The 25,438-nt window shown below is 67.9% G+C and carries 23 protein-coding genes; 20 read left to right on the top strand and 3 right to left on the bottom strand.

Annotation, left to right across the window (positions count from 1 at the left end; genetic code table 11):
• Nucleotides 1-8: 8 nt before the first annotated feature.
• The gene (locus ARTB_RS03155) at nt 9-281 is read left to right on the top strand and encodes a hypothetical protein (protein ID WP_223916379.1); all 273 of its coding nucleotides are present in this window, start codon (nt 9-11) and stop codon (nt 279-281) included.
• Between the two features lie 24 nt (nt 282-305).
• Here the strand turns inward: ARTB_RS03155 and ARTB_RS03150 are convergent, their stop codons facing one another.
• The gene (locus ARTB_RS03150; RefSeq protein WP_243177614.1) at nt 306-1,241 is read right to left on the bottom strand and encodes an aldo/keto reductase; all 936 of its coding nucleotides are present in this window, start codon (nt 1,239-1,241) and stop codon (nt 306-308) included.
• Nucleotides 1,242-1,291: 50 nt separating this feature from the next.
• Between ARTB_RS03150 and ARTB_RS03145 the strand changes: the two genes are divergently transcribed.
• Both ARTB_RS03145 and mshC read left to right on the top strand, forming a co-directional pair.
• Nucleotides 1,292-2,125 carry an undecaprenyl-diphosphate phosphatase gene (locus tag ARTB_RS03145; RefSeq protein WP_028275574.1) on the top strand — a complete coding sequence of 278 codons (834 nt, stop codon included), beginning with the start codon at nt 1,292-1,294 and terminating at the stop codon, nt 2,123-2,125.
• A gap of 15 nt (nt 2,126-2,140) precedes the next feature.
• Nucleotides 2,141-3,421, top strand: coding sequence for a cysteine--1-D-myo-inosityl 2-amino-2-deoxy-alpha-D-glucopyranoside ligase (mshC, locus tag ARTB_RS03140; RefSeq protein WP_243177612.1), 1,281 nt, complete (start codon nt 2,141-2,143; stop codon nt 3,419-3,421).
• Nucleotides 3,422-3,496: 75 nt separating this feature from the next.
• Here mshC and ARTB_RS03135 read toward each other — a convergent pair whose 3' ends face one another.
• Together ARTB_RS03135 and ARTB_RS03130 are read right to left on the bottom strand one after the other, a co-directional pair.
• On the bottom strand, nt 3,497-4,015 hold the full coding sequence (locus ARTB_RS03135) for a DUF1269 domain-containing protein (protein WP_243177611.1): 519 nt from the start codon (nt 4,013-4,015) through the stop codon (nt 3,497-3,499).
• Nucleotides 4,016-4,128: 113 nt separating this feature from the next.
• Nucleotides 4,129-5,034 (bottom strand): PAC2 family protein, encoded by a 906-nt coding sequence (locus tag ARTB_RS03130; RefSeq protein WP_018772914.1) that lies wholly within the window; start codon nt 5,032-5,034, stop codon nt 4,129-4,131.
• 153 nt (nt 5,035-5,187) lie between these two features.
• On the opposite strand from ARTB_RS03130, the gene ARTB_RS03125 reads away from it, so the two are divergent.
• From ARTB_RS03125 to ARTB_RS03045, 17 genes are all read left to right on the top strand, one after another.
• Entirely contained in the window at nt 5,188-5,985 is a 798-nt protein-coding gene (locus ARTB_RS03125; RefSeq protein ID WP_084475910.1) for an HAD family hydrolase, read from the top strand.
• Nucleotides 5,978-7,165 carry a site-2 protease family protein gene (locus ARTB_RS03120; RefSeq protein ID WP_028275576.1) on the top strand — a complete coding sequence of 396 codons (1,188 nt, stop codon included), beginning with the start codon at nt 5,978-5,980 and terminating at the stop codon, nt 7,163-7,165. The genes ARTB_RS03125 and ARTB_RS03120 overlap by 8 nt, the downstream gene beginning before the upstream one ends.
• Nucleotides 7,166-7,266: 101 nt before the next feature.
• Nucleotides 7,267-8,364, top strand: coding sequence for a tRNA (adenine-N1)-methyltransferase (locus ARTB_RS03115; RefSeq protein WP_028275577.1), 1,098 nt, complete (start codon nt 7,267-7,269; stop codon nt 8,362-8,364).
• A gap of 84 nt (nt 8,365-8,448) precedes the next feature.
• Nucleotides 8,449-10,260 (top strand): proteasome ATPase, encoded by a 1,812-nt coding sequence (gene arc / locus ARTB_RS03110; protein ID WP_243177610.1) that lies wholly within the window; start codon nt 8,449-8,451, stop codon nt 10,258-10,260.
• The gene (gene dop / locus ARTB_RS03105) at nt 10,257-11,930 is read left to right on the top strand and encodes a depupylase/deamidase Dop (RefSeq protein WP_028275578.1); all 1,674 of its coding nucleotides are present in this window, start codon (nt 10,257-10,259) and stop codon (nt 11,928-11,930) included. The genes arc and dop overlap by 4 nt, the downstream gene beginning before the upstream one ends.
• 90 nt (nt 11,931-12,020) lie before the next feature.
• Nucleotides 12,021-12,224 (top strand): ubiquitin-like protein Pup, encoded by a 204-nt coding sequence (locus ARTB_RS03100; RefSeq protein WP_026266331.1) that lies wholly within the window; start codon nt 12,021-12,023, stop codon nt 12,222-12,224.
• A gap of 86 nt (nt 12,225-12,310) precedes the next feature.
• The gene (prcB, locus tag ARTB_RS03095) at nt 12,311-13,153 is read left to right on the top strand and encodes a proteasome subunit beta (RefSeq protein ID WP_243177609.1); all 843 of its coding nucleotides are present in this window, start codon (nt 12,311-12,313) and stop codon (nt 13,151-13,153) included.
• Between the two features lies 1 nt (nt 13,154).
• A complete protein-coding gene (gene prcA / locus ARTB_RS03090) occupies nt 13,155-13,862 on the top strand; it encodes a proteasome subunit alpha (RefSeq protein ID WP_243177607.1) in 708 nt (235 codons plus the stop codon).
• Nucleotide 13,863: 1 nt separating this feature from the next.
• Entirely contained in the window at nt 13,864-15,228 is a 1,365-nt protein-coding gene (gene pafA / locus ARTB_RS03085) for a Pup--protein ligase (protein ID WP_243177605.1), read from the top strand.
• Between the two features lie 111 nt (nt 15,229-15,339).
• Nucleotides 15,340-16,275, top strand: coding sequence for an FKBP-type peptidyl-prolyl cis-trans isomerase (locus tag ARTB_RS03080; protein ID WP_243177603.1), 936 nt, complete (start codon nt 15,340-15,342; stop codon nt 16,273-16,275).
• 48 nt (nt 16,276-16,323) lie between these two features.
• Nucleotides 16,324-16,719: an FKBP-type peptidyl-prolyl cis-trans isomerase gene (locus ARTB_RS03075; protein ID WP_243177601.1), complete on the top strand. Its 396-nt coding sequence runs from the start codon at nt 16,324-16,326 to the stop codon at nt 16,717-16,719.
• A 108-nt stretch (nt 16,720-16,827) separates the two neighbouring features.
• Nucleotides 16,828-18,861, top strand: a complete 2,034-nt coding sequence (locus ARTB_RS03070) for a helix-turn-helix transcriptional regulator (protein ID WP_243177599.1) — start codon at nt 16,828-16,830, stop codon at nt 18,859-18,861.
• Between the two features lie 5 nt (nt 18,862-18,866).
• On the top strand, nt 18,867-19,262 hold the full coding sequence (locus tag ARTB_RS03065) for a hypothetical protein (RefSeq protein ID WP_028275584.1): 396 nt from the start codon (nt 18,867-18,869) through the stop codon (nt 19,260-19,262).
• 35 nt (nt 19,263-19,297) lie between these two features.
• The gene (gene tatA / locus ARTB_RS03060) at nt 19,298-19,567 is read left to right on the top strand and encodes a Sec-independent protein translocase subunit TatA (protein ID WP_028275585.1); all 270 of its coding nucleotides are present in this window, start codon (nt 19,298-19,300) and stop codon (nt 19,565-19,567) included.
• A gap of 48 nt (nt 19,568-19,615) precedes the next feature.
• A complete protein-coding gene (gene tatC / locus ARTB_RS03055) occupies nt 19,616-20,410 on the top strand; it encodes a twin-arginine translocase subunit TatC (RefSeq protein WP_243177989.1) in 795 nt (264 codons plus the stop codon).
• 24 nt (nt 20,411-20,434) lie between these two features.
• Nucleotides 20,435-23,374 carry a DEAD/DEAH box helicase gene (locus ARTB_RS03050; RefSeq protein ID WP_243177596.1) on the top strand — a complete coding sequence of 980 codons (2,940 nt, stop codon included), beginning with the start codon at nt 20,435-20,437 and terminating at the stop codon, nt 23,372-23,374.
• A 117-nt stretch (nt 23,375-23,491) separates the two neighbouring features.
• Complete coding sequence (locus ARTB_RS03045; RefSeq protein ID WP_243177595.1) at nt 23,492-25,171, top strand: amidohydrolase; 1,680 nt, start codon at nt 23,492-23,494, stop codon at nt 25,169-25,171.
• The last annotated feature ends 267 nt before the right edge of the window (nt 25,172-25,438 follow it).

Here is a 25,438-nt window from a genome sequence, read left to right as displayed (position 1 = left end):
GTGAAGTCATGAGCATCGATCCGCGTGTCGCGCTTCAGTCCCTGACCTCTGCACTGGAAGAACACCTGGCGGCGGCCTCCGCCCGCAGAAGTGACGGGGATCCCGCGGTCGAGGCGGCGTTCTTCGCCGTTGCCGATGCCTTTGAAGTCTACGACGATGCCCTGTATGAGGCGTACGGGGAAGTGACGCCGCTCGAAGTGATCGACGGCGACGAAGACGGCGACGAAGACGATGTCGACGACGAAGAGGACCTCGAGATCCTCGAGAATTCCGAGAACTAGGGGGACCTGCGGATCTCCGCGGCCTCAGCCGGGGTCGGACACGTCTTCGAGCGCCTGCGCGATCTCCGGCGGCAGCGGCGCGAGCGCCGAATCCAGGATCTCCTTGAGCTGAACCGGTGTCCGGGGGCCGACGACGGCGGTTGCCACCCCCTGTTGGGACAACAGCCAGCTCAGCGACACATCCAGGGCAGTCCGGCCGAGCCCCTTCGCCGCCATGGCGACGGCTTCCACCACGCTGGACGCCGGTCCCTCGAGATAGGGTTCCACGTACGTCGCCAACCGCTGGTTGGCGGCCCGGGAATCAGCCGGGATGTGGCCGCGGTATTTGCCGCTCAGGACGCCGCGTCCCATCGGAGCCCAGGCCATCAGGCCCAGCCCCGCGTCCTCGATGGCCGGAATGAGCTCAATCTCCGCGTTGCGCTGCAGGAGCGAGTATTCGGACTGGTTGGCCACGAGGGGGAAGCCCGCGATTGCGGCGGCCTTTGCAGTCTGCCAGCCGTTGAAATTGGAGACGCCGGCGTAACGCGCCCGGCCGGACCGCACCGCGTGGTCCAGCGCTGACAGGGTTTCCTCCAGCGGAACATTCGGATCCCAGGCGTGCGCGAACCAGAGATCCACGTAATCGGTTCCCATCCGGGCCAGGCTCGCGTCCAGCCCGGAGAGCATGCCGTTGCGGGATGTGTCGACGCTGCGGCGACCGTCCGCCGTCGTCAGTCCGGCCTTCGTGGAGATCACCACTTCGGAGCGCGCCACGACGTCGCCCAGTATTCCGCCGAGCATCGCCTCGGCCTGCCCGTCGGCGTAGGACGCCGCCGTATCGATCAGGGTTCCGCCGGCATCGACGAAGGTGCGCACCAGGGCGGCGGCATCCTGTTCCTCGGTTTCCCTGGCCCAGGACATGGTGCCGAGGGATAGGGCGGACACGCGCAACCCACTGTTGCCGACATAACGCTGCTGCATGTCAGCTAGCTTACGGGGTCGGGCTGCTTCGTAACGTAGGGTCTATAAACGTGAACTGGATACAAGCGGCTCTGTTGGGCCTGGTACAGGGGCTGACCGAGTTCCTCCCGATTTCCTCGAGCGCCCATCTGCGGATTGTCGGCGCCTTCCTCCCGGAAGCGTCCGATCCCGGCGCCGCCTTCACGGCCATCACGCAGCTGGGCACCGAGACGGCGGTGATCGTCTATTTCTGGCGCGACATCCTGCGGATCATCCGTGCCTGGTCCGGTTCGCTGACCGGCAAAGTCTCCCGGCAGGACCCGGATGCGCGCATGGGCTGGCTGGTGATCCTGGGCAGCATCCCGATCATCGTCCTGGGCCTGCTGTTCCAGGACCAGATCGAATCGGTACTCCGCAGCCTGTGGGGCGTCGCGACCATGCTGATCATCTTCGGCATGGTCCTCGCGGTGGCCGACACCATCGGCCGGCAGGACCGTGAACTGACGCAGCTGACCTACAAACATGGCCTCTTTTACGGACTGGCGCAGGCCCTGGCGCTGTTCCCCGGTGTGTCCCGCTCCGGCGGCACGATCAGCGCCGGGCTCCTGATGGGCTACACCCGTGAGGCGGCGGCCCGCTACTCCTTCCTGCTGGCCATCCCCGCCGTGTTCGGCAGCGGCCTGTACCAGTTGTACAAAGTGGTCTCCAAGGAAGGCATCACCGGCCCGTACGGGCTCCCGGAAACTGCCTTGGCCACCGTGATCGCCTTCATTGTGGGTTACGTCATCATCGGCTGGTTCCTGAAATACGTCTCCACCCGCGGCTACCGGCTCTTCGTCTGGTACCGGATCATCCTGGGAATGTCGCTGTTCCTGCTGCTCGGTTTCAATGTCATCAGCGCCTAGCACTAGGCTTGGTCTGTGAAATCCTGGACCTCCCGCCCTGTTGCCCAGCTCCCCGGCAGCATGCCCGCCCTGAGCCTCTTCGATACCGCCAAGGGCGGAATTGTCACCCTGGAGGCCACGGGTGAGCAGTCCATGTATGTCTGCGGCATCACCCCTTATGACGCCACGCACATGGGCCACGCGGCCAGTTATGTCGCCTTCGACCTCCTCAACCGCGCGTGGCGGGACGGAGGCCAGCACGTCGCCTACGTCCAGAACGTGACCGACGTCGACGATCCCCTCCTGGAGCGCGCCACGGCCACCGGCGTCGACTGGCGCGATCTCGCCGCGAGCCAAATCGAGCTGTTCCAGACCGACATGGAGGCCCTGAACGTCCTCGCCCCGGACCACTACATTGGTGCCGTCGAGGCCGTTCCCCTGATCGTTCCCGCCATCGAGCGCCTGCTGCGCAACGGACTCGCGTACCGCGTCCCCGGCACCGGCGGCGAGCCCGACGGCGACGTCTACTACGACGTCGAAGCCGCCGGGAAGCACTCGACGGACGACGTCGACGCCTGGACCCTGGGATCCATTTCCGGACTCTCCGACGCCGAAATGCTGGAACTCTTCGCCGAACGCGGCGGCGACCCTGGCCGGGCCGGGAAGCGCCAGGCGCTGGATCCGCTGCTCTGGCGGGTTGCCCGCGAAGGCGAGCCCAGCTGGCCCGGTGGCGAGCTGGGGGAGGGCCGGCCCGGCTGGCACGTCGAATGCACCGTGATCGCCCAGGAGTACCTGCCCAGGCCATTTACCGTTCAGGGCGGCGGCTCGGACCTTATTTTCCCGCACCACGAAATGGGCGCCGGCCACGCGTACTCGCTGGCGGGCGTGCCGCTGGCCCGCCACTTCGCGCACGCGGGCATGGTGGGCCTCGACGGGGAAAAGATGAGCAAGTCCAAGGGCAACCTTGTCCTGGTTTCCAGGCTCCGGGCTGACGGGGAAGAACCTGCCGCGATCCGCCTCGCGATCCTGGCCCACCACTACCGCACGGACTGGTCCTGGACCGCCGCCGGATTCGCGGAGGCCAAAGACCGGCTCCGCACGTGGCGCGAGGCCCTCGCCGTGGCGCCGGAAGGCTCCGCCGCGGCCCTGCTTGGCAGGCTGCGGACCGAACTGGCCAACGACCTGAACGCGCCCGGCGCACTCGCCGCTGTCGATTCCTGGGCCAAGGCCGCCCTGGCAGCCCCGGGGGAGGCCTCTGCCACGGACGCCGCGCTGGTGAGCGACGCCGTCAACGCCCTGCTCGGCGTCGAACTCTAACCGGATTTCGATCGGCCCCGGCCGGAGAAGATCCCAAAACCCAGCGGCCGTCTCCACGGTGGCTGCGTCGGCCGGTCAGGACGAAGCGGCCTCGATGATTTTCTCGTCGCCCTCGTTCACGGCTTTGACGACGGCGTCGTAGTCACCACTTTCGACAGCCTTGCTGACCTTTTTGGTGGCCTTGCTGATCGCCTTGTCGACGCGGTCCAGGTAGAGGTCATCGACGATGGCAACGATCGCCGAGGAGCCCGGCGGCAGAAACTCCTCCGCGTTGACGCCGATGGACTTTTCCTCATGCCGCTTCCTGATGGCACCCACACCAGCGCCGATCCCGGCACCGATCACGCCGGACAGCAGCAGTGGCGGAGCGAACAGTCCGACCACCAGGCCGCCGACTGCGCCGGCCTTGGTGCCGCCGGCGACCAGTCCGCCGCCGTGCTCCTTGACCTCGGTCTTGCCCGAGGAGTCACGCGACAGGACGACGGCAGCCGCGACGGCCGCGTCGTCCATGCCCTTGATCGCCTTGAAATCCTCTTCCGCCGAGCCCTCGTCGGCGTACGACGACACGAACAAGATGTAGTTGTGATCTGTCATGGTGTGCCCTCCACTCGGTGTTGGCCGGCGTCGCGGCCAGGTCCAACTCTCGCCGCGACAGGCGCCCGCCGTCAGGGTCATAAGACTCTGGTCCGGGGAAAGCGGGACGCGGGCTAGGGCTTGTCCTTGCCCCGGCGCTTGAGGTAGCGCTCAAATTCTCGGGCTATCGATTCGCCGCTGGCCTCCGGGAGGTCGGCGGTGTCCTTGGCCTCCTCGAGCTGGCGCACATACGCCGCAATTTCCGGATCCTCTGTAGCGAGCTCGTCCACGCCGCGTTCCCACGCGTCGGCCTCCTCCACGAGTTCCGTGGTGTCCAGCGGGACCTGGAGCAGCTCCTCGACCCGGTGCAGCAGGGCCAGCTGAGCCTTCGGCGACGGGGCCTGGGCTACATAGTGCGGCACGGCCGCCCAGAGCGACACGGTCGGGAGCCCGGCCAGCAGGGCCACCTCGCCGAGCACGCCCACAATCCCTACCGGGCCCTCGTACTGCGAGGCCTCCAGGTCCATCCGCTCACGCAGTGCGGCGTCGTCCGTGGAGGTGCTGACCGGAATGGGCCGGCTGTGCGGCACGTCAGCCAGCAGCGCACCGACCAGGATGACGTAGTCGACATGCAGGGCCTCGGCGTGCACCAGCAGTTCCGCGGTGTAGGCACGCCACTTGTAGGACGGCTCGGTGCCCTGGACGAAGATGACGTCCACGTTCGAGTCGGGGACGCTGGCCTTGAAGATCCGCGTGGACGGCCACTTGATCTTCCGCTCACCGGCCGCTGTCCGCCGGATCGTGGGCCGGGTGAACTGGAAGTCGTAGTACTCGTCGGCGTCGATCGCCCCGACCTTCTTGCCGCCCCAGAGCTTGTTCAGGTAGCGCAGGGCATCGCTGGCGGCCTCTCCGGCGTCGTTCCAGCCTTCGAAGGCCGCGAGCATGACGGTGATGCGCCGGCCCTCGGGGACTGGCTGCAACAGCCGCTCCGGCTCGGAGACGGCGCCTGGTTCGGTGGGGTCTGCCTCGAAGCTGTTCATGCCATCACCCTACGTCCAAGAACCCGCCGAGCGCAGGCAATCGCGCGCCAAGGAACCGCAATTTCCGCCCGGAATCCCACGGTCGGGCGCGTGGAATTCGCCGTAGGCGTAGCGCGGGCGCCCGGCCGCGGGCTTCCCCGTAGACTGGAAGGCATGCGATCCTCAGCTTCCCGGCCCCTCCTTAAAGCAGCGCTCTGGGACATGGATGGCACCATTGTCGACACCGAGCCCTACTGGATCGCAGCCGAGCACGCACTCGTCGAAGCCCACGGCGGACAATGGTCCCACGAACAGGCCATGCAGCTCGTGGGACAGTCCCTGATGTTTTCCGCGGGAATCCTGCAGGAAGCCGGCGTGGCCCTGGAACGGCGCGAGATCATCGACACCCTCACGGGCCACGTGATCAGCCAGGTCCGGAGTTCCATTCCTTGGCGCCCCGGGGCCCGCGAACTGCTCGACGAACTCTACAACGCCGGCGTCCGTTGCGCCCTCGTCACCATGTCCGAGGCCCCGCTGGCCCGGGAGATCGTTGCGAGCCTGCCCGAGCCCTACTTCGAGTTCCTCGTCACGGGAGACACTGTGACCCAGGGCAAGCCGCACCCGGAGGCTTACCTCACGGCCGTCGAGCTCCTGCAGCAGCAGGATCCCGAGCTCGGCCTGCATCACTGCGTGGCCCTGGAAGATTCTGTGCCGGGTGTCGCCGCCGCCGTGGCCTCCGGCGTCGTCACGGTCGCCATCCCGCACATCCTGCCCCTCCCGCACGATCCCCGCCGCGCCACCTGGAACACCCTGGAAGGCCGGACAGTCGCTGACCTGGAGGAGCTCGTGGCCCTGCGGCACGACTTCCCCGACGCCACCTTCGGCGCCGCCGCGGACCCAACCGGCCGCTTAAGTACGGTCTCGACCACAGTCTCGACCACGCTCTCGACCGCGGGCCACTCCCGTGGCTGACACCGGCAGCCAGGGGCAACGCGGAAAGACTCCGGCTAACCGCCGGGAAGGGATCCCGCTGGGCCGGATCGCCGGCATTCCGGTATTTCTGGCGTATTCCTGGTTCATCATCGCGGCCTTCACGGTGATCGCCTACGGGCCGGTCCTGCAGAGCAACAATCCGCGCCTCGGCGTCACCGCCTTCTTCGTCGCCTTCGCCTACGCGCTGCTGCTCCTGATTTCCGTGCTGGCCCATGAACTCGCGCACGCGCTGACCGCGAAGCTGTTCCACTGGCCCACGGAGAAAATTGTCCTCAACCTCTGGGGCGGCCACACCCAGTTCCAGAGCTTCACGGCCTCACCCGGCCGCTCCGTCCTGGTGGCGATGGCCGGCCCGGCCGCGAACTTCGTCCTTGCCGGCGCAGGCTGGCTCCCGCTTGCCTACGGCGACCTGAACGGCGTGGCCGACATCCTGGCCAACATCTTCGTCTGGGCCAACCTGCTGATCGGCATCTTCAACGTCCTTCCCGGCCTTCCGCTGGACGGCGGCCGGCTGGTCGAATCCGCCGTGTGGAAAGCCACCGGCAGCCAGGAGAAGGGCACAATTGCGGCAGGCTGGGCGGGCCGCATCATCGTGATCGCCCTCGCCCTGTGGTTCATTGTCCTGCCGCTGGTCAGCGGCGCGCGGCCGGATATTTCCTTCACTCTCATCACCGCCCTCGTGGGCAGCTTCCTGTGGATGGGGGCGTCTGCCTCGATCCAGCAGGCCCGCCTGCGGGGCCGGCTGCACCTCGTCGACGCCGCGGCCCTCGCCGAACCCGCCCTCGGCCTTCCGGAAACCGCGACGGTCGCGGACCTCCTGGACCGGGCGCCGGGCGGAAAGCCCGCCGTGGTGCTGTGCGACCGGGACGGCCGTCCGGTGGCCATCGTCGACGCCGGCGCCGCCGCCAGCGTGCCGGCCGGACTGGCCGCAGCGACCGCCCTTACCGCGGTCTCCTACCCCCTTGGCGCGGGCGCCTATGTCCCCGAATGGTCCAAGGGCCAGGAGCTCGTCCAGTACCTGGCCCAGCTTGAGGGCCAGGAGTACGCGGTGGTGAACCGCGAGGGCGCCGTCACCGGGCTGCTGCGCCAGTCCGCCGTCGTCCGGGCCATAACGGGCAAGTACCGGAACGAACGCCAGAACCAGGGGCAGAACCGGTAGAGTTACTGGGCGGTCGTGAATTTCCGGCCCCCACGCGCAAGGACCGGTGCCCGCCGGCATGTCCGCGGCCACACAGCTTTACAGGAGCGAGGAACATCTTCATGAGCAGCGACACCGCCGCAGGCACTAACACTGCCAACACCACCGCCGCCGCAGGCACTGACACTCCCACCGCCGGGGCCAGCAGTGCCGCCGGCGCGAATGGTGCCACCGGCGCGGCGCGCCGCCGCGGACCCTTCCGTGAAGGCGAACGCGTCCAGCTCACGGACGAGCGTGGCCGCATGAACACGATCACCCTCGAAGTCGGCGGGGCTTTCCACACCCACCGGGGCTTCCTGAACCATGACGAGATCATCGGCAAGCCCGACGGCTCAGTCGTGGTCAACAACGTCGGACAGCAGTACCAGACCCTGCGTCCGCTGCTCTCGGACTTCGTGCTCTCGATGCCCCGCGGCGCGGCCGTGGTCTACCCGAAGGACGCCGGCCAGATCGTGACCATGGCGGACATCTTCCCGGGCGCACGCGTCGTCGAAGCCGGCGTCGGCTCGGGCGCCCTGTCCATCTCCCTGCTGCGCGCGGTGGGGGACAACGGCTACCTGCATTCCTTCGAACGCCGCCAGGAGTTCGCGGACATCGCCCGCGGCAACGTCGAGACCATCTTCGGCGGACCGCACCCGGCCTGGAAGATCTCCCTTGGCGACTTCCAGGAGGAAGTGGTGCGCACCGAGGAACCAGGCTCCGTGGACCGCGTGGTCCTGGACATGCTCGCGCCGTGGGAGTGCCTCGACGCCGTCGCCACCGTCCTGGCCCCCGGCGGCGTATGGATCAATTATGTCGCGACTGTGACGCAGCTTTCGCGGACAGCCGAAGCCATCCGCGCGGACGGACGCTTCACCGAACCCGACGCGTGGGAATCCATGGTCCGCGGCTGGCATCTCGAAGGCCTGGCCGTCCGCCCGGACCACCGCATGGTCGCCCACACGGGCTTCCTGCTGGTAACCCGCCGCCTCGCCGACGGCGTCACGGGAATTTCGGTAAAGCGCCGCCCCTCCAAGACCGACTTTAACGAAGAAGACGTCAACGCCTGGACCCCGGGCGCTGTGGGCGAGCGTGCGGTCTCGGACAAAAAGCTGCGCCGCGCCGCCCGCGACGCAATCGCCGGAACGAACGTCGTCGACGCCCCGGAGATAACGAACTAGGCAGCATATTTCGGATGTCTCCAGCGGCACCCGCCTTCTTAGGGCTATGGTCTTAACAGAAGAGCAGGAAGGGGCTGATGCACGATGGAGACTCCGAATACTGACCCGGGCCGCACACCGGCCGAGGACGCAGCGGATGCTGCCGCCCGCACGGATGCGGCCCGCGCCGCAGACGGCGAGGGTGACCGGTATGCCACCAATGAACTGTCCGTCGCCGAGCGGCAGGTCAACATCCTCCGGGACAAGCTCCGCCACATTGACCGCCAGCTCGCCGCCGCGACGCAGAACAACTCCAAACTGGTCAGCATGCTGGAAACGGCCAAGGCCGAGATCCTGCGGCTGAAAAACGCCCTCGACCAGGAGGGACAGCCGCCGTACAGCTTCGGCACCATCCTCCAGCTCAACCCGAAACGGCAGCCGACGGCCGGGAACAGCGGCCAGGCGGCCACGGAGGAATCCGTGGACATCTTCAACGCCGGCCGCAAGATGCGCGTGGGAATCAGCCCGCTGGTCAACATCAGCCAGCTCGCCGTCGGGCAGGAAGTCCTGCTCAACGAAGCCCTGATGGTGGTCGCCGGACTCGGCTACGAGCGGGCCGGGGACCTCGTCACGCTCAAGGAAATGCTGGGGCCCGACCGTGCCCTGGTAGTGGGCCGCGCCGACGAGGAGCGGGTCATCCGGCTCTCCGGCGCCCTGCTCGCCCAGCGGCTCAGGGTCGGCGACGCGCTCTCGATTGATTCCCGGACCGGGTACGCGCTGGAAAAGATCCCGCGCTCCGAGGTGGAGAACCTCGTGCTCGAGGAAGTCCCGGACATCACCTACCAGGACATCGGCGGACTGGGCCCGCAGATCGAACAGATCCGCGACGCCGTCGAACTGCCCTTCCTGCACCCGGACCTGTACCGGGAGCACGGGCTCAAGGCGCCCAAGGGCATCCTGCTGTACGGCCCGCCCGGCTGCGGCAAGACCCTGATCGCGAAGGCCGTGGCCAACTCGCTGGCCGCCCGGGCTGCCGAGCGCGCCGGCAAGACGGACATGAAGAGCTACTTCCTGAACATCAAGGGACCCGAGCTGCTCGATAAGTACGTCGGCGAGACCGAACGCCACATCCGCCTGATCTTCGCGCGCGCCCGGGAAAAGGCGTCCGAGGGCAGCCCGGTGGTGGTGTTCTTCGACGAAATGGACTCGCTGTTCCGCACCCGTGGCACCGGCATTTCCTCCGACGTCGAAACCACCATCGTCCCGCAGCTGCTCAGCGAGATCGACGGCGTCGAACGGCTGGACAACGTGATCGTGATCGGCGCCTCGAACCGGGAAGACATGATCGATCCGGCGATCCTGCGCCCGGGCCGCCTGGACGTGAAGGTGAAGATCCAGCGCCCCGACGCCGAGGCCGCGGCCGACATCTTCAACAAGTACATCACCACGGACCTGCCCTTCCACGAGTCCGACCTCGGCGAGCACAACGGCGACGTGCAGGCGACCGTGGACGCCATGGTCCAACGCACCGTCGAGGCGATGTACTCCACCGAGAAGTCCAACGAATACCTCGAGGTCACCTACGCCAACGGCGACACCGAAATGCTCTACTTCAAGGACTTCAACTCCGGCGCCGTGGTGCAGAACGTCGTGGACCGGGCCAAGAAGTACGCCATCAAGGACCTGTTGACCATCGGCCAGAAGGGCCTGCGGATCGACCACCTGCTCCGGGCGGTCGTGGACGAGTTCCGTGAACACGAGGACATGCCCAACACCACCAACCCGGACGATTGGGCACGCATCTCCGGCAAGAAGGGCGAGCGCATCACGTACATCCGCACCATCGTCCAGGGCAAGGCCGGCCAGGAGCCCGGGAAGTCCATCGAGACGATGCCCAGCACAGGCCAGTACCTGTGACGGCTGTTGTCCCAGGCAAGCCCGCCGACACTGCGGGCGGGCTGCCGGTCGGCGGGGCGATGCGGGTCATGGGATCGGAGACCGAATACGGCATCCACGCGCCCTCGGCCCCGGGAGCCAACGCCACGATGATGTCAGCCCGGGTCATTCAGGCGTATGCCCAGGTGACCCGGCAGCGCGCCGCCGGCGGCGCCGAGACCCGGTGGGACTACACGGACGAGGAACCGCTGCACGACGCCCGCGGCTGGACCTTGGAGCGCAGCAGCGCGGACCCGGAACAACTCACCGACCAGCCTCCCGTTCTCGACGCCGAGGCGATCGCCCTCGCCTACGGGCGGCAGGAACTCGAGGCCGACGGCGAGGACGAGTCCGGCACGCTGCTGATGAACATGGTGCTGGGCAACGGCGCACGGTTGTATGTGGACCACGCCCATCCGGAGTATTCCAGCCCCGAGGTGACCAACCCCCGCGCCGCCGTCACGTGGGACGCCGCCGGCGACCTCGTGGCACTGGCCGCGGTCCGGCGCCTCGCCGCGGATCCCGAACTGCCGCCGATCAACCTGTACAAGAACAACACGGACAACAAATCGGTCTCCTACGGCTCGCACGAGAACTACCTGATGCCCCGCTCGGTGCCCTTCGGCGAAATCGTGCGCGGCCTCACGCCGTTTTTCGTCACCCGGCAGATCATTTGCGGTGCCGGGCGGGTGGGCCTCGGGCAGGACAGCGCCCGGGCCGGCTACCAGATCAGCCAGCGCGCTGACTTCTTCGAAACCGAGGTGGGCCTGGAAACCACCATCCGCCGCCCCATCATCAACACCCGGGACGAGCCCCACGCCACCGCGGACAAATACCGCAGGCTGCACGTCATCATCGGCGACGCCAACCTCAGCCAGGCCTCCAACTTCCTCAAGTTCGGCACCACCGCGATGGTCCTGAGCCTGATCGAGGCCGGGCTGGCGCCGCGGATCGAAGTCCATGAGCCCGTCGCCGCGCTGCAGGCCGTCAGCCACGACACCTCGCTCACCGGGCTGCTGCGCCTGGGCGACGGCCGGCGGATCAGCGCCCTGGACCTCCAGTGGATCTATTTCGAGGCCGCCTCCAAGCACGCGCAGGACACCGGCGTCGCGGACGCCGTGGACGGTGACGGCCACACCCACGAGGTCCTGGAGCGGTGGTCCGCCACGCTGAGCGAACTCGGCGGTGACCGGGCGGCGGCCGCTTCTTCAGTCGAGTGGCTCGCCAAACTGTCCCTACTCGAGGGCTACCGCCAGCGTGACGGCCTGGGCTGGGACAACGCACGGCTGGGCCTCGTGGACCTGCAGTGGGCCGACATCCGCCCCGAAAAAGGGCTCTACTACCGGCTGCTGGCCCGCGACCGGATGCGCCGGATCGTCGACGACGCCGCGATCGCCCGTGCGGTGACCGAACCGCCGTCGGACACGCGGGCGTACTTCCGCGGGCGCTGCGTCAGCAGGTTCGGTGCAGACCTCGCGGGGGCCAGCTGGGACTCGGTGATCTTCGATGTCCCCGGCCGCGGCAGGCTCCAGCGGGTCCCAACCCGCGAGCCGCTGCGCGGGACCGAAGCCCTCACCGGCGGCCTGTTTGCCCGGCACCGGGAGGCCGGGACGTTCCTGGCAGAACTGCTCGGACTCAGCCCCGGTTCCTGAAAACAAAGCCCCCCGCGGGCGCCCCGGGCGTGGCACTATTGCTACAGGATGTCCCTTAGGAGAAAAGGGACGGACATGAAGGAGAAAACAATGGCAGGCCAGGAGCAGCAGCAGCCGCAGTCGCGGGACACCGAGGTTGACGAGGACGTCCCCGCCGCGCCGCCGGCCCCGGCGGACGCCCAGGCGTCGGCAGCCACCCAGGGCGTCGATGATCTCCTCGATGAGATCGACGGCGTGCTGGAGTCCAACGCCGAGGAATTCGTGCGCGCATTCGTCCAAAAGGGCGGCCAGTAGGAGCGCCGCCGGCCGCCGGATGAGGGCGGCGGGAGGGGCTAAGGGCCGGAAGAGTCGTTGATCCACCACGTTGAGGGAGAGCGTTAGTGCAGGAAACAACAGCCAACCGAGTAGCAGCCAACGCGACGTCCTCATTCACCGAGCATCTGCAGCGCGAACGGCCCGATTTGATGCCCTTCGGCCAAGTGCCTTTCAACCAGTTGCCCGCCGGCGGGCACGCCAGCCAGCCAGGAGCACCGCTGCAGGCCCCGCACGGGACCACGATCGTGGCGATGACCTACGCCGGGGGCGTGCTGATGGCCGGGGACCGCCGCGCCACCATGGGCAACGTGATCGCGAGCCGGCACATCGAGAAGGTCTTTCCCGCCGACCAGTATTCAGTGCTGGGCATTGCCGGGACCGCCGGCATCGCCCTGGACATCACCAGGCTGTTCCAGGTTGAACTCGAACACTACGAGAAGATCGAGGGCACCCTCCTGAGCCTGGACGGGAAAGCGAACCGGCTCGGCGCCATGGTCCGCGGCAACCTGCCCATGGCCATGCAGGGCCTCGCCGTCGTGCCCCTGTTCGCGGGATTCGACCGGCCCGCAGGTTTCGGCCGGCTCTTCTCCTACGACGTCACGGGCGGCCGCTACGAGGAACAGGAGCACCACGCGGTGGGATCCGGTTCGATGTTCGCCCGCGGCGCGCTGAAGAAACTCTGGCGTCCCGGCCTCTCGGAGCAGGACGCCGTGGCGGTCGCCGTCGAGGCCCTGTACGACGCCGCCGACGACGACTCCGCCACGGGCGGGCCGGACCCCGTCCGGCAGCTATGGCCGGTGGTGTACATCGTGAACCGGACAGGCGCCTTCCGGATCCCGGACCGCGACCTTGCCGCCGTGGCCGGCCGCGTCATCGAATCCCGCACCGTCGCCCAGCGGGAGGCCTGAGATGACCCAGCAGTTCTATGTATCTCCCGAACAACTGATGAAGGACCGTGCGGATTTCGCACGGAAGGGCATCGCCCGCGGACGTTCGGTGGTGGTCATCAGTTGCCGGGACGGGATCGCCCTCGTGGCGGAGAACGCGTCCCCGTCGCTGCACAAGATCGGCGAGATCTACGACAAAATCGCGTTCGCGGCCGTCGGGAAGTACAACGAGTTTGAGAGCCTGCGGCAAGCCGGGGTGCGATATGCCGATGTCCGGGGCTATTCCTACGACCGCGAGGACGTCACAGCCCGCGGCCTCGCCAGCGTGTACGCACAGAGCCTCGGCGCGGTGTTTACGGCCGAACAGAAACCCTTCGAGGTCGAACTGGCCGTGGCCGAAGTCGGCCAGGCTCAGGAGGCGGACCATCTGTACCGGCTGACCTTTGACGGGTCCATCGCCGACGAGCACGGCTTTATTGTGATGGGTGGCCAGGCGGACAAGGTCTCCGAGGCTGTCGCGGCGGGCTGGCAGGGCGAACTCGACTTCGCGGGCGCCATCCGGCTGGCCCTCGCCGGGCTCGTGGCGGACAAGGAAACCACCACCCTGCCCGTATCCGCACTTGAAGTTGCGGTACTGGACCGGGCATCGGAAAGCGGCCGCGGCACCCGCCGGGCGTTCCGCCGGCTCGAGGACCCGGACATCGTGGCATTGCTGGCTGAGGAGAAGTGAGATGGACAAGCGCATATTCGGCATCGAAACCGAATTCGGAATTTCCTATTCAAGCCCGGAGTCCCGGCCGCTGGCACCGGAGGAAGTAGCCCGCTACCTCTTCCGCAAGGTGGTCAGCTGGGGACGGTCCTCCAACGTCTTCCTGACCAACGGCTCGCGCCTTTACCTGGACGTCGGGTCGCACCCGGAATACGCCACCGCCGAGTGCGACGACCTCGCCCAGCTGATAGCCCATGATCGTGCCGGGGAGCTGATCCTGTGCGACCTCGTGGACGAAGCCCAGGAACGGCTGGCGGCGGAGGGATTCAACGGCACCGTATACCTGTTCAAGAACAACACAGACTCGGCCGGGAACTCCTACGGCAGCCACGAAAACTACCTCATCCCGCGGCGCGGGGAATTTTCCCGGCTCGCGGAAATCCTCATCCCGTTCCTTGTGACCCGCCAGTTGATCGCCGGGGCCGGCAAGATCCTCAAGACCCCGCACGGGGCGACCTTCGCGTTCTCCCAGCGGGCCGACCACATCTGGGAAGGCGTTTCCTCCGCCACCACCCGCTCCAGGCCCATCATCAACACCCGGGACGAGCCGCATGCGGACGCCGAGTTCTACCGGCGTCTGCACGTGATCGTGGGCGACTCCAACATGTCCGAAACAACGGCGCTGCTCAAGATCGGCACGGTGGACCTGATCCTGCGGATGATCGAGGCCGGGGTGATCATGCGCGACATGCGGATGGAGAACCCGATCCGCAGCATCCGGGAAATCTCCCACGACCTCAGCGGCCGGGCACTGGTCCGGCTCGCCAACGGCCGGCAGCTCACGGCTCTGGAAATCCAGCGCGAATACCTGGGCAAGGTGACCGCGTTCGTGGCCGAACACGGCGCGCACAACCCCCACGTGCCGCTGATCCTGGACCTCTGGGAGCGCACGCTGGACGCCATCGAAAGCGGCGACACGAGCACGATCGATACCGAAGTGGACTGGGCCATCAAGAAGAAGCTCATGGACAACTACCGGGTACGGCACGGGCTGGGCCTTGACGCTCCAAGGATTGCGCAGCTGGACCTGACCTACCACGACATTTCCCGTGGCCGCGGCCTCTTCTACCTGCTCCAGGCCCGCGGGGCCGTGCGCCGGGTGGTGGACGACACCGCGGTCAAGGACGCGGTGGATGCCCCGCCGCAGACCACGCGCGCCAAACTCCGCGGCGACTTCGTCCGGCGCGCCCAGGAACTCGGCCGCGACTACACCGTGGACTGGGTCCATCTGAAGCTGAACGACCGCGCCCACCAGACCATTCTGTGCAAGGATCCCTTCCGGAGCGTGGACGAACGGGTGGATGCGCTGCTGGACTCGATGGGCTGATACCCAGCTTCGCACGTTATTCTGGGGTAGGGCCGCCCTGCGGCCGCCGCTTTCTTTGCCACGGGAAACCGAACGGCATTGAGTCCACCCTGCCTCGACGAAAGTTTCCAATTGCGCCGACTACTAGCAATTCTTCTTCCCGGACTGCTGCTGCTGACCGCCTGCGGCGGCAGCGAAGCGCCTCCGGCTCCGGAACCCACCAGCCAGTCCGCGGGTGAGACCGCCAAGCTGGACTCGGTCAAATTGACTGAGAACGGTGACAAGAAGGCCCCAGGCGTCGACTTCACCAAGCCGCTCGACGTCAAGGAACCCACCGTCAAGGTGGTCACCGAGGGCGGTGGCGAGCGGGTCAAGGCCAACCAGATCGCCAACATTTCGATCGTGGCCTTCAACGGCACCGACGGTTCCACCCTCGAAGACACGTTCCCGAACGATCCCGAGCCGCTGGAGCTAAACGACGAGCTCAAGGGCAGCAGCCCCGTCATCTACAACGCGTTCGTGGGCGCCAAGATCGGCTCGCACCTCGCCCTCGCCGTTCCCGGCCAGGCCGCAGCCGAGGGTACCGCGGCCAAGCCGACCCAGCTCCTGATCGTCAAGGTGCTCTCCGCCAAGGACGCTCCGCCGGTCCTGGACAAGCCTGAGGGCGACGCCGTCACCCCGCCGGCCGGACTGCCGACCGTGAAGGAAAACGACAAGGGCGTCCCGGAGATCTCCGTCGCCGGCGTCAAGGCGCCGACCGCGTTGGTCTCCCAGGACCTCATCACCGGCAAGGGCCAGGCCCTCAAGGAGACCGACACCATTACCGTGAACTACGTGGGCGTCGCCCTCGCCACCGGCAAGGTCTTCGACTCCAGCTTCGAGAGTGGCAAGAAGGCCACCTTCCCGTTGACCGGCGTCATCAAGGGCTGGACCCAGGGCCTGACCGGCAAGACGGTCGGCTCCCGAGTCCTTCTGGTCGTCCCGAAGGACCTCGCCTACGGGGATCAGGGCCAGGGCGACGCGAAGGGCGACCTCGTCTTCGTCGTCGATATCCTCGGCGTCAAGTAACCCACCGCTACAACTGCAACCACTACACGTCACCTCAAAGGAGCAACCATGTCATTTGGACAGCGCAACCTCGACCGCGAGAAGCCGGAAATTGACTTCCCCGTAGGAGACGTCCCCACCGAACTGGTCATCACCGAACTGATCGAAGGGGACGGCGCCGAGGCCAAAGCCGGCGACACCGTTTCCACCCACTACGTGGGCGTCGCCTGGTCCACCGGTGAAGAATTCGACGCTTCCTGGGGCCGCGGCGCGCCGCTGGACTTCCGGGTCGGCGTCGGCCAGGTCATCCAGGGCTGGGACCAGGGCCTGCTGGGCATGAAGGTCGGCGGCCGCCGCCGGCTCGAGATCCCGTCCGAGCTTGCCTACGGCTCCCGTGGCGCCGGCGGGGCGATCGGCCCCAACGAGGCCCTGATCTTCGTCGTGGACCTCGTCGCCGTCCGCTAGTCCCCACCCGCCCCCCGGGGAACGAAGCGCGGTAACAATCGGAAAAGTTCTTCCGGCTGTTGCCGCGCTTTCGTCATTTTCCGGGACCGGCTTTAGTACCCTTGCGGGGTGTCCGCCTCACGTACAGAACGCCTCCTGAACCTGCTCATCGCCCTGCTCAACACCAAGTACGGCCTGCGCCGCAGCGAGCTGCGCGAAAAGGTCTACCACGACACCACGAGCAGTGACGTCGCCTTCGGCCGCATGTTCGAACGCGACAAAGGCGAGCTGCGCCAGTTTGGCTTCGACGTCGAGGCCGTGACGGACACGGGCTGGGGCTCCGACGACCCGGCAACCACCCGCTACCGGATCGGCAAGGAATCGAACCGGCTGCCCGACGTCAGCCTCACCCCCGAAGAGTGCACGGTCCTGATCCTCGCGGCCCAGCTCTGGGAGCACGCCGCCCTCGGCTCCGCCGCCGTCGACGCGGTCCGGAAGCTGCAGGCCGCCGGCGGCCTGGTCGACGCCGAACTCCCCACCGGCGTCCAGCCGCGCATCCGCCCCGCCGGCCAGGCCTTCGAGGACCTGGTCGCCGCGATACACGCCCAGCACCCGGTCCGGTTCAGCTACCTCGCCGGCAGCACCGGCCAGGAGCAGGAACGCCTGGTGGAGCCCTGGGGCCTGGGCAGCCGCTTCGGCCAGTGGTACCTCGTGGGCCACGACCGGGGCCGGGGGGACAAACGGTTCTTCCGCCTGTCCCGCCTGACGTCCGCCGTGACCGTCCTGGAGAAGGAGAGCTTCACGCCGCCGGCCGGGTTCAACGTCCGCGCGGAGCTGGCCGGCCTGGCCGAGCTGCCGGTGCAGAGCGCTGTGGTCGACGTCGAACACGGGCGGCTCCTGGGCCTCCGCAAACGCGCCCGGCCGCTTCCGGACGCAGCGCCGGAAGCCGCAGCGCCGGAAGCCCGAACACCGGGGCACCCGGCCGGGACGGACCGCCTCGCGGTGCCCTTCCGCGATGCGGAGACCCTGGGCGAGGAGCTGGCCTCCTACGGTCCCCGCGTCACCGTGATTTCACCCCCCGAACTCGCCGGCGCCGTCCACCGCCGCCTCACGGCGGCCGCCGAGTTCGCCGACAGGCCCCTGCCGGACGTCGCCTTCCCGGCGGCGGGCCGCGCCGGCCGTACCCGTAAACGAACCTCGGAGGACCAGCTCAAGCGGATGCTGCAACTGGTCCCGTTCCTTGTCCACAACCAGGGACTGCACATCAGCGAGGTCGCCGCCAGGTTTGGCATCACCCGCAAGGCACTCGAGGACGACCTGCGGATCCTGATCTGCTCGGGCCTGCCGGAGGGCTACCCCGACGATCTGCTGGACATCCAGTGGGACGATGACCACGTATTCATCACCCAGGCCCTGGACCTGACCCGCCCCGTACGGTTCACCGTGGACGAGGCCTGTGCGCTCCTGACCGGCCTGGAGACGCTCAACAGCCTGCCCGAGCTCGCCGAAGGCGGCGCCCTGGAATCGGTGACGCTCAAACTCATGGCCGCGGCGGGGGAGGAAGGCGTCAAAGCGGCCGCGCTCTCCGGCCCCGAGGTGGCACCCGGTGATTCCGCCATCCTCGACACCGCCCGCGCCGCCCTCGAATCCGGCGCGCAACTGCACCTGAGGTACTTCTCGGCGCAGCGCGACGCCGTGTCCGAACGCGACGTGGACCCCCTGCGGCTCTATTCGCTGGACAACACGTGGTACCTCGAGGCGTACTGCCACTCCGCCCAGGGCCTCCGCAACTTCCGGCTGGACAGGATCGAAGCCCTTGAGCCCAACGGCCGGCGGGCGGCCGCGCCGGCAAAGCCGGCGGACAGCTTTCCGGTGAAACTGTTCACCCCGAACGACGACGACACGGTGGTCGTCGTGGAACTCGCGCCCCGCGGCACCGGCCTCGCTGATGACTATTACGCCGAGCGGACCGCGGCTCTGCCAGGCGGCGGCATGCTCGCCGAAATCCGGTTTGGCAGCACGGACTGGCTGCCGATGTTCGTGGCCCAGCACGGCGGGATGGTGCGGATCCTGCAGCCAGAGGCCCTCGCGGCCGCGTCGCGGGAGTGGCTCGCCGCGGCCCTGACGCAATACGAAGCCTTCTCAGATCGCCCGATAGACTGATCAGCATGCCTTGGTGGTCCTGGATCGTTATTTGGATAGCGCTTGTCGCGTTGTCGCTGTTGTTCTTCGGCGTGCTCGGCTTCCGGCTGTTCCGGCAAGCCACAACGACGCTCACCGAATTGGGTGAAGCCGCGGACCGCTTTTCCACCCTGCCTTCACCAGCGGGCACCGGCACCGTTTCAGCGGCTGGTTCGACAGCGGCCGGCGCCGGTGACCCGGGCAGCGCGGACGAATCCCTTCGGCCGGTGCCCGGCGACGCCATTTTTGCCTCGCCCGCGCGGATGCGACATGATTACCACGCATCCAAGCTCGCCCGGCAAAACGCCCGCCGGCTGCGCCGCATCCAACGCAAGAAGGACCGCGGGCAACCCCAGGCGCTGCGCGACATCGAAACGCGTTAGACATAGGATGTATTCAAACGAAAGGACCTCTCCCCATGAGGCTTGAAGGCTGGCATCTCATCATCATCATCGTTCTGGCACTGGTGCTGTTCGCTGCGCCGAAGCTGCCGGGTATGGCCCGCAGCCTGGGCCAGTCGATGCGCATTTTCAAGTCGGAAGTCCGGGAAATGAAGAAGGACGGCACCACCGATGCCAAGGATGGCTCCGAGCCGGTTGAAGGACGGGTCATCAACCACCCGCAGACCGGCGCACCGGAAAGCCGCACGGGCGACGGAACCGACGTTCCGCCGTCGACCCGCGCCTAAGACCGCATGGCAGTAACCATGAGCCGTCGATCGAACCCCGAGGGGAGGATGGCGCTCCTCGACCACCTCAAAGAGCTGCGCAACCGGCTCTTTAAGGCGGCAATCGCCGTCGTCCTTGGGACGGTAGTGGGTTTCCTTGTCTACCAGCCAATGCTGGCGGCGCTGATCAAGCCGATCCGCGACCTGAACGAACATGAAGGCCGCCAGGCCACTCTAAATTTCGACGGCGTCGCGAGCTCGTTCGACCTCATGATCCAGGTCTCCGTGTTCCTGGGCCTGATTATCGCCAGCCCCGTCTGGCTCTACCAGCTCTGGGCCTTCATCGTGCCGGGGCTGCATAAGAGGGAACGCCGCCTGGCCCTGTCCTTCGTGGCGGCGGCCGTGCCGCTCTTCGTCGGCGGCGTCCTGCTGGCCTGGCTCGTGCTGCCCAACGCGGTCCGCGTCCTGACCGACTTCACGCCGTCGGGCGGCTCCAACTTCATCAGCGCCCAGGTGTACCTGTCCTTCGTGCTGCGGCTGCTGCTCGCCTTCGGCATCGCCTTCCTCCTCCCGGTGGTCCTGTTCGGGCTGAACCTGGCCGGACTCATCAAGGGCCAGCAGCTGCTCAAGAGCTGGCGGATTACAGTCTTCCTGGTCTGCCTGTTCGCCGCGATGGCCGCTCCCGGCGCCGACGCCATGAGCATGTTCTACCTGGCCGGACCCATGCTGGCGCTGTTCTTCGCCGCGATCGGGCTGTGCCTGCTCAACGATCGCCGGCGCGAGCGGCGCGCCGTCAAACGCGACGCCGAGACCGAAGCCACCGCCGACCACGCCACCCCCAGCTCCGAGCTGGAGAATCTCTAGCCTTTCGCGCACTAGGCTGGAAACATGTCCTCACACCCCGGGCCGGAATCACCGTCCGAACGTTACCGCGCCAGCGTCGAGCGGGCTGCTGAAGCCAAGACCTATCTGGGCGGGTTCATCCGCTCGCTCGAATTTGAACTCGATGACTTCCAGCGCGAAGCATGCCTGTCCCTGCAGGCCGGCCGGGGCGTGCTGGTGGCCGCCCCCACCGGCGCCGGGAAGACGATTGTGGGGGAGTTCGCCATCTATCTGGCCCTCCAGCGTGGGCTCAAGGCGTTCTACACCACCCCCATCAAAGCCCTGAGCAACCAGAAGTACTCCGAACTGGCCGCCAAGTACGGCGCCGCCCAGGTGGGCCTGCTCACCGGAGATACCAGCATCAACGGCGACGCCCCGGTGGTGGTCATGACCACCGAAGTGCTCCGCAACATGCTCTACGCGGATTCGGACACCCTGGATGATCTCGGCTTCGTGGTCATGGACGAAGTCCACTACCTCGCCGACCGCTTCCGCGGCGCTGTGTGGGAGGAAGTCATCATCCATCTGCCCAGCGAGGTCCAGGTGGCGTCCCTGAGTGCCACGGTCTCCAACGCCGAGGAGTTCGGTGCGTGGCTCGACACCGTCCGCGGGCAGACCGATGTGATCGTCTCCGAGCACCGCCCGGTGCCGCTGTGGCAGCACGTCATGGTGGGGCGGAAGATCGTGGACCTGTTTGCCGGCGACACGAGCTTTGACGAGATCGCCCTGCCTGTTGGGGCAACTGCCAGTGAGGCAACTGCCGGGGAGGCATCCGCCGTAGCCGATGCTGTTGTCGGCGGCCCGGCGGCCGCCGTCACCTCGGAAGTGCCAGGGCGGGCCGGCTTCGAGGTCAACCCGGAACTGCTGTCCATGGCCCGGGCCGAGAGCCAGATGAATTTCCGTGGCCGCTTCGGCCACGGCGGCCGGAACCAGCGCCGCCAGCAACGCAGCCAGCGGGACGAACCGCAGGGCGCCCAGCGCAGCCCGGTGCGGAAGGCCAGCCGGCCGCAGGTCATCGCCAGCCTGGACCGGCAGGACCTCTTGCCGGCCATCACATTCATCTTCTCGCGCGCCGGCTGCGATGCCGCCGTGGCCCAGTGCGTCGCGGCCGGACTCTGGCTGACCAGCGAGGCCGAACAGCAGATCATCGCCCGGCGCGTCGACGAGGCCGCCCAGGACATCCCCTCGGATGACCTCGATGTGCTCGGCTTCTGGAGCTGGCGGGACGGCCTGCTCCGCGGGCTCGCCGCGCACCACGCCGGCATGCTGCCGACCTTCAAGGAGGTTGTGGAGAAGCTGTTCGTCGACGGGCTGGTCAAGGCCGTCTTCGCCACCGAAACACTCGCCCTGGGCGTCAACATGCCGGCCCGCTGCGTCGTGCTCGAAAAGCTCGACAAGTTCAACGGCGAGGCCCACGTCAACATCACGGCGGGGGAGTACACCCAGCTGACGGGCCGCGCCGGCCGCCGCGGCATCGACGTCGAGGGCCACGCCGTAGTGCTGTGGCAGCCCGGAACGGATCCGGCCGCCGTCGCCGGCCTGGCCTCACGGCGAACCTACCCGCTGAACTCCAGCTTCCGGCCCACGTACAACATGTCGATCAACCTTTTGGCGCAGTTCGGCCGGCCGCGCGCCCGGGAGATCCTCGAATCATCCTTTGCCCAGTTCCAGGCGGACCGATCCGTGGTGGGACTGGCCCGGCAGGTCAGGAGCCGGGAAGAATCCATTGCCGGGTTCAGCAAGGCCATGACCTGCCACCTGGGCGACTTTACCGAATACGCGCGGCTGCGGCGGGCCCTGGGCGATGCCGAAACCATGGCCTCCCGGAGCACGTCCCGAGCCAGGAAGTCCTTGACCGAGGACTCCCTGAGCAGGCTGCTTCCGGGGGACGTGGTGGATGTTCCGGCCGGGAAGTCGCCGGGGCTCGCGGTGGTGCTCAGCTCCGACCACGAATCCCGCGAGCCCCGCCCCGCCGTCATGACGCTGGACAACCAGCTCCGCCGGATTGGCCTGCACGACGTCGAAGGGCCGTTGTCGCCGATCACCCGGATCAGGATTCCCAAGACCTTCAACGCCAAGGTTCCCAAGTCCCGCCGCGACCTGGCGTCCTCGGTGCGCAACGCCATCCGCGAGCATCGGCCGCCGGCGCCGCCGCGCCGCGACGACGACTTCGGCCGGGCCTCCGCTGCGCCCAACCAGGAGAAGCGGATCGCCGAGCTGCGCCGGGAACTGCGCGCCCATCCGTGCCACGGCTGCAGCGAACGCGAGGACCATGCCCGGTGGTCCGAACGCTGGTGGAAACTCCGCCAGGAAACGGATGGGCTCATCCGCCAGATCCAGGGCCGGACCAACACCATCGCCAAGACGTTCGACCGTGTCTGCGGCGTCCTGACGGGCTACGGCTACCTGGAAACCTCGGACACGGGCGCGCTGTCCATCAGCCCGGACGGGCAACGCCTGCGGCGGATCTACGGCGAAAAGGACCTGCTGATTTCGCAGTCACTGCGGATGGGGGCCTTCAACGACCTCGACGCCGCCGAGATCGCCGCGCTGGCCAGTGTCCTCGTCTACCAGGCCAAGCGTGAGGACCGCGGCCTGCGGCCCAAGATGCCGAGCGTGTCCCTGGAATCCGCGGTAGACACCGTGGTGCGCGAATGGTCCGCGCTGGAGGACGTCGAGGAAGCCAACAAGCTGCCCCTCACTGGCGAGCCCGAGCTCGGCCTTGTGTGGCCGATCTACAAATGGGCCAAGGGCCGGCACCTCCAGGACGTGCTGAGCGGCACCGACCTGGCCGCGGGCGACTTTGTCCGCTGGGTCAAACAGGTGATCGACCTCCTGGACCAGCTCGCCGACATCCCGAACCTCGACCCCCGGATTGCGCGGCTGTGCGCGGAGGCCATCAAGCTCATCAAACGCGGCGTCGTCGCCTATTCCTCCGTGGCCTAGGGCGCGGGCCGGACCGGCCCGCTCCCTGGACCACTCGCTGGCCCGCTACCGCGGCCTCGCAGATTTTCGAACCCGCCGGCCCTCGGCCGGCCCCCAGCAACAAGGAGTTCCCGCCCCATGACCGATTCGCCGGCCGCCCCCGCCCCCCGCAACGTCACGCTGTACCGCAACGGCTCGGTCTACACAGCTGCCGATCCCTTTGCGACTGCGATGCTGGTCGACGGCGACACCGTCGCCTGGGTTGGTTCCGAGCAGGCCGCCACGTCCATCGCCGATGCCTCCATGGAGGTGATCGATCTGCAGGGCGCGCTCCTGGCCCCCGGCTTCGTGGACTCCCACATCCACCTGACGGAAACCGGAATCGCGCTGGAGGGCCTCCAGCTGACCGGGGTGCGCTCCTCCGCTGAACTCCTCGACGCCGTCGCCGCCGCCTCCGCGTCCAGCGCGGGCGGTCCCGTCCTGGGCCACGGCTGGGACGAGACCACCTGGGCCGATCCCGCCCTGCCCTCCCGGGACGAAATCGAACGCGCGGCCGGCGGCCGCCAGGTCTACCTGTCCCGCGTGGATGTCCACTCGGCCCTGATATCGAACTCCCTGGCCGCATCGGCCGGACTGGACGGGCTCGACGGCGGCGGCGCCGGAAGCCAGGTCAAACGCGACGCCCACACCGCGGCCCGCCTGGCGGCCCGCCGGCTGCCGGCGGACGCCCTGCGCGCATACCAGCAGCGCGCCCTCGCCGAGGCAGCGGCCAACGGCTACGTGGCCCTCGCCGAGATGGCCGCGCCGCATATCGGAAGCATCGAGGACCTGCGGCTCGCGGTGGCCTGGAACAGCACCTCCGGCGGCGGACCGAACGGGGTGGACGGCGTGGCAGTGCCGGAGATCCTGCCGTACTGGGGCGAGCTCGCCGGATCCGCCGAACATGCCCAGTCCATCCTGGACGAATTGGGCCTGCCCGTGCTGGGCCTGGCCGGCGACCTGAACATCGACGGCTCGATCGGCTCACGGACTGCCGCCCTGCGTGCGGACTACACCGACGCGCCCGGAGAGCGCGGCAGCCTGTACCTCTCCGTGGCCGAGGCAGCCGCCCACCTCGCGGCGTGCTCCCTCCTGGGGCTCCAGGCGGGTTTCCACGTGATCGGCGACGCCGGCCTGGACGCGGCCCTCGACGCCCTCGACCTCGCCGCGGCTGAGGTGGGGGAGCAGCGCGTCCGTGCCGCGGGGCACCGGTTCGAGCACGTCGAACTCGCGGATGCCGCGGCCATCAGCCGGCTGGCCCGCTATTCGGTCAGCGTCAGCGCGCAGCCGGTCTTCGACGCCCTGTGGGGTGGCGGGGACCGACTGTACCAGCAGCGGCTCGGCTCCCGCCGGCTGGGAATGAATGCCTTTGGCAGCCTCTACGCGGCCGGTGTGCCGATCTGCTTCGGCAGCGACAGTCCGGTGACGCCGCTCCGGCCGTGGTCCAGCGTGCGCGCGTGCCTGCAGCACACCAATCCCGCCGAACAGATCTCCGCCCGCGCCGCGTTCCTCGGCCACACGCGGGCCGGCTGGCGGGCAGCCCGCTACCCCAACCCCATGGCCGGGCAACTGGTGCCGGGCGCTCCGGCCAGCTTTGCGGTCTGGGGGGTCGAGGAGCTCATGGTCCAGGTGGCCGACGGGCGCGTGCAGTCGTGGAGCACCGACCCGCGCGCCCGTACCCCGCTGCTGCCGGCGCTCGACACCGGCAGCGATCCGGCCTGCCTCCTGACGGTACGGGACGGCCAGGAACTCTATGCCAGCGGCGCCCTCCACGCCTGAACACCTGGCGCCTGATCCGGCCCGTCATCCAGCGGACGGAGCGGAAACATTTCCACCCGCGACCCCGCCCTGAACTGCGCCGACAGACGAAACGGCAGGTCACGGCTCGGTTGACAGATCGGCCCGCCCCCGTAGCATTGAGGGGCAACGGAGGGTTGCGTACCGCGCAGACTCCGGCAGTCCACGGTCCTTCCCAGGTTGCCGCACCCGCGGGAGCTTTACTTGGTCATGACCACGGGCACCCCCAGGGGGCGGGTCTACTTCGCA

The sequence above is a fragment of the Arthrobacter humicola genome (assembly GCF_022803015.1).
Taxonomy (GTDB): domain Bacteria; phylum Actinomycetota; class Actinomycetes; order Actinomycetales; family Micrococcaceae; genus Arthrobacter; species Arthrobacter humicola_A.
This window is presented reverse-complemented; position numbering and strand designations above follow the sequence as displayed.